Annotated in this window: 17 protein-coding genes; 6 read left to right on the top strand and 11 right to left on the bottom strand. The window is 68.9% G+C overall.

The genetic code is table 11. The features are described from left to right. Positions 1-116 precede the first annotated feature (116 nt). A complete protein-coding gene (locus J4Z35_RS08625; protein WP_131940266.1) occupies positions 117-650 on the top strand; it encodes a type 1 glutamine amidotransferase domain-containing protein in 534 nt (177 codons plus the stop codon). Between the two features lie 283 nt (positions 651-933). On the opposite strand, the gene J4Z35_RS08620 is transcribed toward J4Z35_RS08625, so the two are convergent. Beyond that, positions 934-1,353, bottom strand: coding sequence for an NUDIX domain-containing protein (locus J4Z35_RS08620; RefSeq protein WP_235006056.1), 420 nt, complete (start codon positions 1,351-1,353; stop codon positions 934-936). Between the two features lie 167 nt (positions 1,354-1,520). Here J4Z35_RS08620 and J4Z35_RS08615 point away from each other — a divergent pair, with 167 nt between their 5' ends. Next, positions 1,521-2,783: an alpha/beta hydrolase gene (locus J4Z35_RS08615; protein WP_235006054.1), complete on the top strand. Its 1,263-nt coding sequence runs from the start codon at positions 1,521-1,523 to the stop codon at positions 2,781-2,783. A gap of 271 nt (positions 2,784-3,054) precedes the next feature. Here the strand turns inward: J4Z35_RS08615 and J4Z35_RS08610 are convergent, their stop codons facing one another. Continuing rightward, positions 3,055-3,897, bottom strand: coding sequence for a DUF2332 domain-containing protein (locus J4Z35_RS08610; RefSeq protein WP_074040090.1), 843 nt, complete (start codon positions 3,895-3,897; stop codon positions 3,055-3,057). A 337-nt stretch (positions 3,898-4,234) separates the two neighbouring features. Between J4Z35_RS08610 and J4Z35_RS08605 the strand changes: the two genes are divergently transcribed. Both J4Z35_RS08605 and J4Z35_RS14735 read left to right on the top strand, forming a co-directional pair. Continuing rightward, entirely contained in the window at positions 4,235-4,396 is a 162-nt protein-coding gene (locus tag J4Z35_RS08605; RefSeq protein ID WP_156444974.1) for a hypothetical protein, read from the top strand. Between the two features lie 117 nt (positions 4,397-4,513). Then, positions 4,514-5,236 (top strand): GTP pyrophosphokinase family protein, encoded by a 723-nt coding sequence (locus tag J4Z35_RS14735; protein WP_074040147.1) that lies wholly within the window; start codon positions 4,514-4,516, stop codon positions 5,234-5,236. A gap of 8 nt (positions 5,237-5,244) precedes the next feature. Here the strand turns inward: J4Z35_RS14735 and J4Z35_RS08595 are convergent, their stop codons facing one another. Then, a complete protein-coding gene (locus tag J4Z35_RS08595; RefSeq protein ID WP_253184072.1) occupies positions 5,245-6,399 on the bottom strand; it encodes a hypothetical protein in 1,155 nt (384 codons plus the stop codon). A gap of 185 nt (positions 6,400-6,584) precedes the next feature. Between J4Z35_RS08595 and J4Z35_RS08590 the strand changes: the two genes are divergently transcribed. Beyond that, positions 6,585-7,505, top strand: coding sequence for an NADP-dependent oxidoreductase (locus J4Z35_RS08590; RefSeq protein WP_074040089.1), 921 nt, complete (start codon positions 6,585-6,587; stop codon positions 7,503-7,505). A gap of 123 nt (positions 7,506-7,628) precedes the next feature. Here J4Z35_RS08590 and J4Z35_RS08585 read toward each other — a convergent pair whose 3' ends face one another. Beyond that, positions 7,629-7,979, bottom strand: coding sequence for a hypothetical protein (locus J4Z35_RS08585; protein ID WP_136788216.1), 351 nt, complete (start codon positions 7,977-7,979; stop codon positions 7,629-7,631). 10 nt (positions 7,980-7,989) lie between these two features. On the opposite strand from J4Z35_RS08585, the gene J4Z35_RS08580 reads away from it, so the two are divergent. Beyond that, on the top strand, positions 7,990-8,355 hold the full coding sequence (locus tag J4Z35_RS08580; RefSeq protein WP_074040087.1) for a hypothetical protein: 366 nt from the start codon (positions 7,990-7,992) through the stop codon (positions 8,353-8,355). Positions 8,356-8,767: 412 nt separating this feature from the next. Here J4Z35_RS08580 and J4Z35_RS08575 read toward each other — a convergent pair whose 3' ends face one another. From J4Z35_RS08575 to J4Z35_RS08545, 7 genes are all read right to left on the bottom strand, one after another. After that, entirely contained in the window at positions 8,768-9,235 is a 468-nt protein-coding gene (locus J4Z35_RS08575; protein ID WP_171969840.1) for a hypothetical protein, read from the bottom strand. Positions 9,236-9,329: 94 nt separating this feature from the next. Then, positions 9,330-9,584, bottom strand: coding sequence for a TM2 domain-containing protein (locus tag J4Z35_RS14855; RefSeq protein WP_074040084.1), 255 nt, complete (start codon positions 9,582-9,584; stop codon positions 9,330-9,332). Between the two features lie 544 nt (positions 9,585-10,128). Next, the gene (locus tag J4Z35_RS08565) at positions 10,129-10,437 is read right to left on the bottom strand and encodes a hypothetical protein (RefSeq protein WP_136788219.1); all 309 of its coding nucleotides are present in this window, start codon (positions 10,435-10,437) and stop codon (positions 10,129-10,131) included. 250 nt (positions 10,438-10,687) lie between these two features. After that, the gene (locus tag J4Z35_RS08560) at positions 10,688-11,251 is read right to left on the bottom strand and encodes a hypothetical protein (protein ID WP_074040082.1); all 564 of its coding nucleotides are present in this window, start codon (positions 11,249-11,251) and stop codon (positions 10,688-10,690) included. Between the two features lie 291 nt (positions 11,252-11,542). Continuing rightward, on the bottom strand, positions 11,543-12,415 hold the full coding sequence (locus tag J4Z35_RS08555) for an alpha/beta hydrolase (protein WP_074040081.1): 873 nt from the start codon (positions 12,413-12,415) through the stop codon (positions 11,543-11,545). A 28-nt stretch (positions 12,416-12,443) separates the two neighbouring features. Continuing rightward, positions 12,444-13,199 (bottom strand): TM2 domain-containing protein, encoded by a 756-nt coding sequence (locus J4Z35_RS08550; protein ID WP_006944805.1) that lies wholly within the window; start codon positions 13,197-13,199, stop codon positions 12,444-12,446. A gap of 26 nt (positions 13,200-13,225) precedes the next feature. Then, on the bottom strand, positions 13,226-14,143 hold the full coding sequence (locus J4Z35_RS08545) for an HNH endonuclease (RefSeq protein WP_006944779.1): 918 nt from the start codon (positions 14,141-14,143) through the stop codon (positions 13,226-13,228). Positions 14,144-14,180: the final 37 nt, after the last annotated feature.

The following is a 14,180-nucleotide window of genomic DNA, read 5'->3' as shown; positions in this document are numbered from 1 at the left end:
GCGGCGAGGACTCGACGGGTCGAAGAGCCCTCCCAGGCCTGGCCGGCCTGGAGGTTCCGCCGCATCCACCCCGTCGGGCGTTGCATGCCGCTGCCGTGCGAATTATCGTGGAAAACATGGCAAAAATTGCATTCCTCACCAGTTCTGAAGGCATCGAAAGCGTCGAGCTGACCGACCCCTGGAAGGCCGTCGCCGACGCGGGCCACACGCCCGTCCTCATCTCGCCCGAGTCGGGCGAGGTGGACCTGTTCGACCACCTCGAGAAGTCGGGCACGCAGAAGGTCGACGTCAAGCTGTCGGACGCCGACATCAACGACTACGCCGCGCTCGTGCTGCCCGGTGGCGTCGCCAACCCCGACAACCTGCGCGCCGTGCCGGAAGCCGTCGACTTCGTCCGCCAGTTCGTCACGGGCGGCAAGCCCCTTGCGGCCATCTGCCACGCTCCGTGGATGCTCATCGAGGCCGACGTCGTGCGCGGCAAGCGCGTCGCGTCGTTCCCGAGCCTCCAGACGGACATCCGCAACGCCGGCGGCGAATGGGTCGACGAAGAGGTCGTCATCGACGCGAACCTCATCACGAGCCGTAACCCCGACGACCTGCCCGCCTTCGACAAGGCGCTCCTCGACGCGGTCGAGAAGGCCTCCGTCTGAGGTTGGCCTCGACAACGTCTCCTCGTGAGGCTTGTCGCCAGTGGGTTCTTGGCTGAGGTTCACCCCTCATGCGACGCCCCGGTTCGTCGGATCTGCTCACGCTGCCGACTGCCGGGGCGTTTGCATGTCCAGCGCTGCCCCAACGGCGAGTTTCGTCCACATCGGCGGTCTTCAGTCACATTCGTCCTCGGCTCGGCGCCCATCAGCCTCCCCACGTTGGACGCCGGCCTCGCCACCCCCGCACGTCAGCGGGCGTCTGAGACGCAGGGACGCGCAGGAGGCGTCAGCCGAAGATCGCAGGGACGGCGTTGAACTCGAGCATCGGAGCGAGCACGACGTCGCCCTCCGGCTCGCGCAACTGTGCCTCCGTGAACCACCGCAGTTCCTCGATCTCGGCGGCGACGCGCGGCGTCTGCGTCAGCTCTCCGGGGTAGGTGAACACGTGGGACTCGAGGGCGAAACCTGGTTCGTTCGCCGCGTCGGAGCGGAACTCGCCGAGCGGCTCGAGCTCGGCCGCCGAGACCACGAGCCCCAGCTCCTCCTCGACCTCACGCGACGCCGTCTGAGCGAACGTTTCTCCGTCCTCGAGCTTGCCGCCGGGCAGCATGAACCGCTGCGTGCCGCGCTTGCGGACCGTCAGCACGTGACCTTCGGCGTTCCGAAAGACGACCGCAGCGACCCGAATGAGCTTCTCCTCCACCATTCTTCCAACCCTAGATGTTGAGCCCCGTGACGTTCCGGGGCTCAACCGAATTCGTCGCGAGCCCACGGACAGCGGCACGGGGGCGGCGCGATCCACCGGCGCTTCGATTCGCATGAACACAGATTCCTATGACCCGCAGCGTCGACGCGAGGCGGCATAGTGAAGACGTGACTCCCGGCAATGGCCCTTTCCTCCCGTCGGTCGCTGATCGTGCGCAGCGACGCGCGTTCGAAGCGTTGCTCGCGCTGCCGCGAGCCGTTCGTCATCGTGCCGCAGGCCAACCGCACATCGTCGACGGTGGGGCGCTCGACCCCGACATCACCGTCGGGTTGAAGGTGCTCGGACGCATCGGAGGCAAAGAGCTCGACGAGCGCTCGGTCGCTGACGCCCGTCACGCTCTCGCAGCCGAATCGTGGCTCTTCGCAGGTGAACTCGCTGACGTTGCGAACGTCGAAGATGTCGTCCTCGACGGCTCGTCGTACGGCGCGGGAGACATCCCCGCCCGCCTGTACCGCCCGCACCCCTCGCCCGTGACGGTGGTGGGCAAGCATGCGCGCGTCGTCGACCCCGATGCGGGAGAAGTCGGCACCTCGGAAGCCGGCGCGGAGGAGGCCGGCGCGGCGGTCGCTGCTCGCACGGACGCCCCGAACGTCGACAACCGCGAGCCTCGCGCAGACCCGCTGCCGCTGCTGGTGTACTTCCACGGCGGCGGGTGGGTGTTGGGATCGCATCACACGCACGACGCCGTCGCTCGGGCGTTGTGCGCGGGCGGCGAGGTGGCGGTGCTCAACGTCGACTACCGCCTCGCTCCTGAACATGTGTTCCCCGCTGCCGTCGACGACGCCGTCGCGGCGTTTCGCTGGGCGCATGCACATGCTGACGCACTCGGCATCGACCCGAATCGCATTGCGGTGGGAGGCGATTCGGCCGGCGGCAACCTCGCAGCCGTCGTCGCGCAAGAATGCGCCCGTGTCGGCGGACCGCAACCTGCGTGGCAGATGCTATTCGTACCCGTCACCGACCTGACGCTGCCGCGCTCGCGCAGCTACGAACTGTTCAGCGAGGGCTACTTCCTCACGCGCGCCAACATGGATTGGTACGAGGCGAACTACCTCGGAGGCGGAACGCTGCCGGACGACGTCGATGCGATGCGCCGCGACCCGCGCGTCTCACCGCTGTTGGCCGATGATCTGCAGCAGCTCGCGGAGCGCGGGCTGGCACCGGCGTACGTCGCCGTCGCGGGATTCGATCCGTTGCGTGACGAGGGAATCGCCTACGCGCGCAAGCTCTCCGACGCAGGTGTGGCGACGACGTTGCGCGTGCACACCGACGCCGTGCACCCGTTCATCAACATCCTCGCGACGGACCTCGGGCGACGCTGCATGGCCGAGGCCGTCGGCACTCTCCGCATGGCCCTCCACGTGCGCTGACGCCCCGCCGCTCGCCCGTTCACCCGTTGGCCCGCTCGCACCTCGGCGATCTGGTCGTGGCCCTGGCCGGAGCCCCCGCTCCGTACCCACCTGCGATTCTCGTCCACATTCGCGAATCCCGTCCCCGTCGGGGATCTACGGTCACACTCACCGCGTCGTGCGTGCCCGGCATGACGCTGGGCGCCTCGTTGCTGATCCACGTGAAACCACCGGGCCGATGCGTCAACTCGTGCAGGCGACGTTCGAATCGTGTGCGGGTGTCATCGTCGACTTAGGCAAGTACGGCCGAGTGGAACAGCACGAGGTGCAGCTCGTCCGGCACCTGCGCGACGAGGCGCTCGAGATCGTCGACGACATCGCCACGGACGATGTGCGCGGCGTCCTCGGGGTGCGACGTCACGTGCCGCCTGACGGTGTCGATCGCCGCAGCGAGCCGCGATGCGCGTTCGTCCTGGCCGGGCCACACGAGCGCTCGCAACCAACGGGCGTTGTCGAGAGCCTCGGGGTCATCGGACAACACATCGAGTGGGTTGAGATCGAGGCCGCCACGCCATGCGATCGTCGGCGCATGCGGCGTTGCGTTCGCCATCTCGTCGAGTGCGCCGGCGACCACGCACGTCATCAGCGGCCGTTCGCCACAGGCGCCGGAGTCAACGCCGCCCTCGGACCCAGCGGAGACGTACTCGTAGTCGTCTAGGTCGGGGTAGAGCGCCAGCCCGGCCGAGCACCCGACCTCGACGAGCGCGATCGGGCCGTCGCCCGCTGCACGCGCCGCATCAGCGATGAACGGCAACAGCGTCGCGCATCGCCCGACCTCGTTCGTCTGGGTGGCCCTCGAGAGCGCCACCGCGCGCACCTCGTCCCAGTGCTCGTGCAGCCAGGCGGCGAACGACGACGCATCGTCGGACGGCGCGTCGAGGTAGCGCGCAGCGCCCAGGACGAGGTTGGGCTGACGCTTGACCGCAGGCAGCGTCGCGATGAGCGAGAGGACGGCGTCGTCATCCGCGATGCGCAGGCAGATCGCCTCATAGATCGGCGAATTTCCGCGAGCTTCGTTCGTGGCGAACCTGCGGTAGGCCGTGGCGGTGTCGGCTTCGAGCCCGGTCATGGTCATGGTGGCCTCCTTGGTGCCTCGACGTCAGCCTCCGCCCGTCGACGGCGGCTCACAAGACGTCGAGGCTAAGAAGAAACCCCGAAATTCACGCGCGGCGGGAGCCCGCGCCGTCCGTACCGCTCGGTTGGGCACAGCGCCACGCCGCACCCCGATGGCATGAAATCGCGCGTCGTGTGGTTGAGTGGAACACGAGCACGCAGCCGACGAGATCTCTCCGGCGCCGCTCGATGATCCGCGCCCCGCGTCCGTGACGCCCGGCCCGGATCCCCACCTCGCCACGACGCGAAGCCGCGAACCATCGCGCCGCCGACCGGCCACCTGACTCGAAGGATCACGCATGACCATCACCAACCCGTTCACCCTCGCCACGCTGACGACGACGCCCGACGCGTCACCCGCCGACGTCGCCGAAACCCCCGTCACCCCCTACGCGACGCTGTGTGCGGATACGAGCCGCCCAGCCGCGTTCGCGATGACGTTCGTCGAACCCGCAGCATGATCGAACGCGGTCTGACGAAGGGTTGAGCGGCTGCTCAGCGTACGCGCAGGGGCGCAGGCCTACGCTGGGGGCGTCCCGACCATGTGCTGGAGCTCACCGATGACCGATTCGCACCCCATGCCTCGTCCCGTCCTGTCGGCTCAGGAGGCGCGTGAGCGTATCGCGGCCGTCGAGCAGTTCATGGTCGCGTACCGTTCGGCCATCGACGAGATCGAGACGAAGCTGCGCGTGCTGCAACGCGAGTTCACGCACACCGACAGGTACAGCCCGATCGAGAGCGTCAGCACGCGGCTGAAGTCGATGGACTCGCTGCTGCGCAAGGCCCGCAAACGCGACTGCCGCCACCTCGACGACGTCCGGGCGCGCGTCACGGACATCGCCGGCATCCGCGTCATCTGTTCGTTCACGCACGATGTCTACCGCGTCCGCGACCTGTTGCTCGCGCAGGACGACGTCACGCTGCTCGAGCAGAAGGACTACGTCGCGCACCCGAAGCCGAACGGGTATCGCAGCCTGCATCTCATCGTCGAGGTGCCGGTCTTCTTGTCGACGGGCCCGCAGCCCGTGCCCGTCGAGGTGCAGTTGCGCACCATCGCCATGGATTTCTGGGCGAGCCTCGAGCACAAGATCTACTACAAGTACGACGGCGACGTGCCCGCGCACCTGCTCTCGGAGCTGACGACGGCGGCGCACACGGCCAGCCGTCTCGACGCCGACATGGAGAGGCTGCACCACGAGATCAGTGCGCTGCGCGCGGCGAACTCCGCTGATGACGATCACGTGCTGCCCGAGATGCTGCAGCTCATCAGCTACTTCGACAGTTCGTCGGAGCGCCACTGAGGCGAGGCTCAGCCCTCGTCCGACTCGCGCGTGTAGGCCGCGGCGCGGGTGATGTCGTCCTCCTCGAGGCCTGCTCCGACAGCGCCGCCCAGCGTCGCGAGTGACGCCGTCATCCAGGCGCTCTCGACGATCTTGCCGATCGACCACGACTGATCCGACAACTGCTGGAACGAATGCCCGTCGAGCAGCAGGAAAGCGGCAGCGAGCGCCAGCAGGAACACGGCGAGGTAGAAGACGCTGACGCCGATCGTCATCGTCAGGGCTGTGGCGACGTTGAAGAGCATCACTTGTTCGCGCTCGGCCTTGCGGCGCGGGCGTTCCCACAACTTCGCCCCGACGATCAGCGAAACCTCTACGGCCACAACGGCGACCACCGACAGCAGGCCGAGCCTCCACGGCCCGTAGTTCGTGGCGAGCACCCAGATGTCGGGCGTGATGAGCGTGAGCGCGCCGGCTGCCGCCGTCACCGCGATGAGTTGGCTGAGGCGCAGCGCGAGCGTCAGCGGACGGTTGGCTCGCACGAGCCCGAGCAGCACGCCGACGTTGCCGCCGAGCACGCGCGCCGCGAACTGCGCCGGGTTCTCGCCGTCGCGCCCCTCGACGTCCTCAGCCCGCTGGCGGGCACGGCGGTCGATGTCGCCGCTCGTGTCGTCCTCGTCGAAGTCGAGCAGCTCCTCGATGAGACGCACGCACGCGGCGCGCACTTTCGTCGCCACCTGCACAACGCCGAGGGCCGGCACGACGACGAGCCCGACGCCATGGACGGGCGACAGCTGCGTCTGCACGACGCGGCGCCCGTCCTTGAGCGGCAGATCGGTGAGGACGAGCACGAGATCCCAGTTTTCGTCGAGCATCCGATCGCGGGCCGTCTCGATGAGATCGAGGGGCGTGACGGGCGGTTCGGCGAGACGATCTTCGACGACGACGAGGTTCCACTCGACCTGCGGGTATTGCGCCGCGAGCGCCGCCGTCACGTCGGACGCGAGCGTCGCGCTCGTCAGCGCGCCGGGTGAGACGACGAGCCCGACGTCGAGGACGGGGCGGCCCGACGGGTCCGACGGCGCGGTGTCCGGTCCGGAAGCATCTCCCCCGGAGGCCGTCCCGGCCAGGTGTTCTCCCGCCGATCGGAGGGGCAACTCGTGTGTCGCGTCGTCGTCATGCACGCGCCCATCATGCGCCATCAGCGCGCCGCGCTCATCCTCGCCGCCGGGACGCCGGGGTGCGACGTGCCGCCCCGGCGCGCGCCACGTCACGCCGCGACGAACGGGGACGCGCTCGACGTGGCGATTGACGACTCCTGCCGACCGCATGACGGAATACGTGCGCCGCGCATGTCATTGAACTGAGCATGAAGGCGATGACGTACTCCCGCTACGGCGATGACAGTGTTCTCGAACTGCGCGACCTCGACACCCCGCGCGTCGGCCCCGGTGAGGTGCTCGTGCGCGTGAAGGCGGCGAGCGTCAACCCCGTCGACTGGAAGGTCATGTCGGGCGGGCTCGACCCGCTCATGATGACGGTCTTCCCCGCCGTTCCGGGCTGGGACGTCGCGGGCGTCGTCGAGGCCGTCGGGCTCGACGCGCCCGAGTTCCGCGTCGGCGACGAGATCATGGCGTACGCCCGCAAGGACGTCGTGGCCGGCGGCACGTTCGCCGAACTCGTCACCGTCCCGGTGCGTACCGCGACTCGCAAGCCCGCGTCGATGACGTTCGAGGAAGCGGCCTCCCTGCCCCTCGCCGGGCTCACGGCCTACCAGACGCTGACGCGTCTCAACCTCAACGCCAACGACACGCTGCTCGTGCACGGTGCGGCCGGCGGCGTCGGGTCGTACGCGGTGCAGATCGCGAAGCACATCGGGGCGCGTGTCATCGGCACCGCGTCCGAGCGCAACCACGAGTACGTGCGCGGCCTGGGGGCGGACGACGTCGTCGAATACGGTGACGGCCTGGTCGAGCGTGTGCGCGCCATCGCACCCGACGGCGTGACGGTGAGCGCCGACTACGTCGGTGACGTCGAGGAGCAGACGATGCAGCTGCTCACCCCGGCCGGGCGGCACGTATCGGTCGCCGACCCGAGCGTCGCGCTCAATGGCGGGCTCTATGCGTGGGTGCGCCCGAGCGCCGACGACCTCGCGAAGCTCGCGCAACTCGTCGACGACGGCGCGCTGCGCGTCGACATCGCCGCGACGTTCCCGCTCGAGCGGCTCGCCGATGCCTTCGCCCAGAGCCGTGAGGGCCACACGCGCGGCAAGATCGTCGTCACCCCCTGACGCATCTCGTCCAGCCGACGAGTTCCGCCGACCGTGTGGCGGGCTCGTCGGCTCGATGGTGAACCTGCTGATCTCGCACCCCGAATTCCCGGCCACTTCGCACCCCTACCGCCTGGTAGCGGCCTAGCGTTGAAGCATGAGAACTCGGGGGATCGTCAGCATCACGTTCATCGCCGGCCTCGCAGCCCTGACGGGTTGTTCATCGGACGACGGGTCGAACCCGGCGTCGGGCACGTCGTCGTACACGGCGACGGCGTCGACCACGCCGTCATCGACCTCGTCGCAACCCACCACGTCGACGGCGGTGTCCTCGAGCGCGCCGACTTCCACGTCGGCCCCGACGTCGAGCACCGCTGCCCCCACGACGCCTGCGTCGTCGACGGTGCCGCCGCAGCCGACGTCACCGTCGGCGACGCGCAGTTCGCCGACGTACAGCGCGACCTCCGAGCGCCCGCCTGCGCCGGGTGATCCCACGCCGAGCACCGTGAGTGGTGTGACGTTCGGGCGCAAGCAAGTTCTCACGCCGGGCAGCCCGGTCATCGCCGATGGCATCGGCAAGGTCAAGCCGTCGACGTTCGCCATCACGTCGCACCACACGATGTTCGTCACGGACGTCGTGTGGAGCAGCTGGGGCAGCCAGGTGGCACGTGCCACGGGCGTCGCCGAGAACGGCGAGAACTCCGATTCGATGGTCGACCTGCCGCGGCAGAAGGCGTACATCACGGCCAAGCTCGGCACGTGCCGCGGGCGGCCCGCGTACACGAAGGTGGCGTGGAACTTCACGTCGTTCGAGAAGAACGAGACGAACCTGCAGGGGTGGTACAACATCTGCGACCTCGCGTCGAACTGAGTGCCGGCGCCGCATGGAAGACCGCGCGGCTTGGACGACCGAGCTGACTGCTCGCCCCGGTGGTATGCCGGACTCGGTGTCGAGATCCTCGCCCCGCAGGGGTGGAGAAAGCTCGAACACACCGTCGACTTCGCCACGGCCGCGTACCCCGCAAGCGCGCGGGTCCCGGACGTCGAGGACCGCAGACTCACCCTCCGACGAGGTTCACGACTGCGTGTTTGTCGTCGGCGTCGCACCTTCGTAGACTCGTGACGATGGTGGAGGACGAGCCGTTCTGGCATGACGACGAGCACGATGACCTGCTGGCTGAGGAAGAAGCCAACCGGTCTCGTCGTCGCGCGTTCATCGGGGTGGTGACGGCGTCGATCATCGGTGCCGGAGCGTTGGTCGGTGCCACCATGTTCGCGAAGAACTACGGCAGCAACAGCGACTCCCAGCTCCCGGCCTCGGTGGCGTCGAGCACATCGGCCACGCCGTCGAATTCGTCGTCTGGTTCGTCGAGTTCATCGAGCTCAAGTTCGTCGTCCTCCTCGAGCACGTCGACGACCTCGTCGAGCCGGCCGACCGCGGAGGCCACGACGGTGGCACCGACCACGGCGCCCACGCGCACTGCTGCGCCGACGACGCGCGCGCCCCGCACGACGACGACGCGCGTGCCTAGCACGACGACGAAGCCGAAGACGACCTCGTCCAAACCGAAGCCCACGTCGACGAAGCCGACGACGAAGTCAACGACCACGGCGCCGTCGACCACCACGACGACGAAACCCACCACGACGTCCGCACCGCCGCCGACGACGCAGGCCCCGACGACGCCTGCGCCCACGCAGCCCCCGGCGACGACGCCGCCTGCTCCCGAGCCGACCAATACGCTCGGCACCGGAGGCCCCGGGGCTCCGAAGACGGCCGCCGCGAGCGGGTCAGCACCCTGATCTCAAATCTGGAAGCACGCTGAGCTGTCGTCAGCAACCTCCTCATTCGCTCAACAACCGGCCGGTGTCGTCGCGGGCGTTGAGCATGAGGATCTGGATGCCGTCGATGACGCCGTAGGCGACCATGAACACGCTGAGCATCGTGCAGCCGGGCACGAAGATGCCACTGCTGAACACCGCGAGGTGGATGCCGCCGCGGCGTGAGTCACCGGCGTAGAACCGGCCAAGGCCCGCCCAGCCACCGACGATCTGCAGGAGCCCCGCTGTCGTCTTCTTGCGCGGTGAATGCTGCGGCACGGATGCGGGCTGCGTCGGCCATGCGCCGGGTTGCCATGGGCCGGGTTGCCAACTTCCCTGATGCCACCCCGCCGCGGACCACTCCCCAGGAGCCCGCGGCCCAGCCGACCAGGCTTGCGGGGGGACGGTTCCAGGCGGCCACGGCCCTGAGGCCCAGGCGTCCGACGACCACGCGCCCGAAGGCCAGGCGCCGGGCATGGGCTGTTCGTGGTTCCACCCGCTGTCGTGGTGGCCCCGAGCGTCAGGCGCAAAGCTCTGAGTCGGTGGCATGTGGGGTGCGTCGATGGGCGGGCCGTAGCTGCCCACGCGCGGGTGAGCCGGTGGGAGCGGGTACGGCAACGACGTGGGCTGCGGTTCGGGTGCGGGAAACATGACGTCAGTCTTGCGACGCCACGACCGGCCGCGCGCTCGTCATCCACAGCCGTCACCGTCCACAGGCGACGCTGCGGCTGGAACAGTTGCACAGCGCCCGTCATCTTCGCCGACAACGCCCGAGGCGCCCCACCCTGTTCGGGTGAGGCGCCTCTGCGGTGGCTGGTGTTCGTCAGTCGCGCAGGGCGCTGATGACGCTCGTGATGAGCATGAGCAGACCCGCGATGATGCACAGCGTCAGCCCCCAGCCGCTGCCGGCGCTGAACCCGGCGAGGCCGTTCGCGCCCTGCTTGGCCTCGTCCAGCTTGTCGCGGACGTCGAAGTAGTCGTAGACGGCGACGGCCGGTGGCGATACCGCCCAGCGCCGCGCCGGCCCACATGACGGGCTTGCGGATCTTACCGAGTGCGCGCAGCACGCCGAGAGCCAGGGCGATGATGGCGGGAATGAGGACGAACCAGCCGTCAGTAATCTTGTTGTCATCGCCGGCGGAGCTGGAGTTGGGGATGTTGCTCGACTTCATGCCGATGCCGTTGGTCGAGGCGTTGAAGTTGCCGAGCGTGCCGGCGTCGAGCTTGACCCACATCCAGGTGCCGAAGACACCGATGATGGCGAGGAGCGAGGCGGCAACGAGGCCCCAGCCGAGCGTCTTGCCGAGGCCGGGGCGGGGCTTGTCGGCCGTCGCGCCGTTCTGGGGCGCGTACTGGTTCTGCGTCACCGTCTGGCCCTGGTTTTACTGCTGGCCGGGGTTGTAGGCGGCACCCTGCTGGTTGGTGTTGGCGTATCCAGCCTGCGCGCCGGAAGCGTAGCCCTGCGGCGAGGAGTTGTAGCCGCCGTTCTGCTGGGCGGGCTGACCCTGGCCGTTCTGGCCGTAGGGCGCGCCCTGCTGCCCCTGCGAAGCCGAGTTCCACTGACCACCCTGGTTGTTGGGCGCGGAATTCTGTGCCGACGAACCGTACCCGGAGCCGTACTGGCCGGCGGGGTTCGAGCCCTGCTGCCCGCCCGACGTCTGGTAGGTGCCGCCCTGCGGAGCGGAGCCGGGAACCGGAGGGTACTGGCCGGGGCCGCCGGCGGCCTGGCCGTACCCGTTCGAGCCCTGCGCGTTCGAGGCGTTGTGCGGCATCGCGCGGGTCTCGCCCTCGTTGGCAGCGAACTGTCCGCCGAGCCCGCCTGCCTGGTGCTGACCCTGCTGACCCTGGCTCTGCCAGGTCGACTGGCCCTCGCCGGCCTGCTCGTGCGAACCGGCCGACGCCATCTGCGTCGGCTGCTCGTTCAGGTCGTCGTTCGAGTTGGACATCGCGGTTTTCCTCCCGTGCCACGGACGTTTGATCAACACATTAGAGGAACCTGGGAGCTCATCGGTTCCAACTGGCGGGTAACGCCGTGTTGTGGGAGTGTCGGTCGCCCGTCAAGGCTGCGGGCATCCAGAGCGTCCAATGTGCGTTTCGATGGGCTCGGTGCGCTTGAGGCGCCCTCCCGCGGTCGTTGGCATGGATGGTCCACAGGCTTGCCGAGCGAGCACACAGACCCGTCGGGCGAGCGCGCGCCTCCGCCGGGCCCTTCGAGTGGCGGCGATGACGGCGCCAGCTCAGCGTCCGTGGGCCTCGTCGATGCGTTCGAGGATGGCGGCGGCGAGCGGTTCGGGGTGGAGGTCGCTGATCCAGTGGCCGGTGTTCTCGAGTTCGACGAGGCGGTAGGGGGCGTCGACGTAGGCGTGGGTGAGGTGGGCGGCGGTGCGGCCGAAGGCGAAGTCGTCCGCGCCCCAGACGTACGTCGTCGGGATGGTGCAAGGGCCGAGGTCGGCGGCGTCGTGGGGGCCGTAGGCGCGGTAGTAGTTGAGGGCGGCATCGAGGGCGCCGGGTTTGGCGAGGAGACGGGCGTGTTCGTCGAACGTCGCCCGGGGCAGGTCGTGGCAGCCTTCGCGTAGCTGGCGCCAGTCGTCGGCCATGAGGAGTTCGGCGGCGTCGGGTTCGCGGAACGTCTTGATGTACTGCATGGCGTCGCGCTGGGACTCGTCGGTGGCGATGGCGTCGAGCATGGCCCTGGGGTGGGCGGTGCTGACGGCGGTGTACGTCGCGAAACGTTCGGGGTGGCGGATGGCGGCGAACCACCCGATCGTGCCGCCCCAGTCGTGCCCGACGAGGTGAGCGCGCTCGATGTCGAGGGCGTCGAGCAGGCCGATGACGTCGCCGACGAGTTCGTCGATCGAGTAGTTCTCAGCGCCCTGGGGGCGTGCGGCGGGTGAGTAGCCGCGCAGGTTCGGGGCGATGACGCGGTGGCCGGCGTCGGCGAGTTGCGCTGCGACGGAACGCCATTGGGCGTTCGACTCGGGGAAGCCGTGCAGCAGCATCACCGGCGCGCCGTCATCAGGGCCGGCGGTGGCGACGTCGAACGTCAGGTCGGCGACGGTGACGGCGCGGGCATGGCCCCAGGGGGCGGTGGGCTGACTCGAAGCGCTCATGGTTCGACGCTACTCGTCGGGTGGTGGCTCAGTTCAGCTTGCGACCGTAGGGGTCGCGCACGGAGCCGGTCAGCATGAGGATCGCGTCGATGAACGCCCAGATGCTGACGCCGACGAGGATCGGGAAGCCGACGAGGATGAGCGTGCCGAACAGGCCGATGAGGCCGAGGGCGAGTTGGATGCCGCCGGTTCGCGTGTCACCGATGTAGAAGCGGCCGACGCCGAAGTAGCCGAAGAAGAGCTGCAGCAGGCCGGCGGCGATCTTGGATTTGTCGGAGAGCGGTTCGCCCGTCATCGGGTCGATCAGGCCCGACGCGTAGAGCATCTGGCCGTGTGCGACGCCCGGTTGCACGGGGCCCTGCCACGACCCGTAGCCCTGGGGCTGTTGGCCCGGGAACCGCTGGGCGGTCGGCCCCTGCCACGCACCGTTGCCCTGCTGGTCGTAACCCGGCGCGCCGCTCGGGCCATGACCGTAGCCGCCCTGCCATGACGGGCCCTGGTTGTACCCGGGCGAACCCTGACCGGAGGGCGCGCCCGACGGGTACGGCGAGTACGGGTACGGCTGGTCGGCGCCCGCGGCCCGTCCGCCGTGAGTCGCGCCGGCCGAGTCGATGTAGGGCGCGTCGGCCCGGTAGCCGTCGTCGCCGGCCGGAGAGCTGCCGTGGTGCCTGTCTCGCGCAGCTGCGTAGCCGTCGGAACGCGCCCCATAAGGCCCTGACGCGTGGGGCATGGCCTGCGTGTCGTCGTGACGATGGGTGCCGCCGTAACCCGGGTCGTTGATCATGTCTCAACTGTGGCACGCGAAGGCGGTCACGAGGCGCGAAAGCGCTCGTAGTGGATCTGCAGCAGCTCGGGGTCGGGCCGGTCGGCGCGGCGGCGGGGAACCACCATGAGCGGTTGACCGTGCAGCTTCTTGATGCCGTGCTCGAGCAACGGGCCGTCCACCTCGTCGAGGATGTCGGCGCGTACCTCGACGCGTAACTCGGGTGTCAGGCCGAGGATGCCGACGTCATAGGCGGCGTGATGGATCTTGCAGAGTGCGAGCCCGTTGCGGACGGATGCAATGCCACGCTCATGTCGATCCTCGACGATGTGCGCGGCGTCGAGGAGGGGGCTGTGCCTAAGCTGGCACACGGCGCAGCTGGATTCGTACGCCCTCATGATCATGCTGCGGAAGACGGGCTGGTGCAGGCGGCGATAGGTCTCCTGGCGCAGGTATCGACGCAGGACTTCCTCCATCGGTGACGTCGTCTGCTGCAGATGCTGCAGGCCGTCCGTGGCCACGACGAATTGTTGCTGCGCCTCCTCCTCGGCGATGAGGTAGACGGGGAAGACGGGCTTGTAGAGGGCCTGGCCCACTCCCCAGAACCAGATGAGAGGCGCGCGATGAATCATGGCCTCGCGCAGCGCGCGGTTCTCCGGGTGGTTCGGGTCATCGCCGCGCCACTTGTATCTGACGAGCCCGTCGGGGCCCATGTCGTCCTCGTAGGGGCGCTCAGCACCTTCGGGGCAATAGGTCGTCCGGATCGAGAGTGCCGCGGTGAACTGTCGCGGCTTGCGGATCCCCCTCTGGGGGTCCATGAGCCTGAAGCTCCCTCCGCCGAAGGTGAACTCCGCGATCTCCTCTGACGTCAATGCGTCGAGGCCGTCATTGGTGCGGGCCGCCAGCCATCGGATGGCCTCGGCGCGCAGAGCGTCCTGCTCAGCGGCCGGCCAGAGGGCGGTCATCAGCGCCGCCGCTCGACCGACCCGGGACCCACGCGTC

The sequence above is a fragment of the Dermacoccus sp. NHGro5 genome (assembly GCF_017565385.1).
In the GTDB taxonomy this organism is placed as follows: Bacteria; Actinomycetota; Actinomycetes; order Actinomycetales; family Dermatophilaceae; genus Dermacoccus; species Dermacoccus nishinomiyaensis.
The sequence above is the reverse complement of the archived record's forward strand: the minus strand, read 5'-3'. Positions and strand labels throughout refer to the sequence as shown.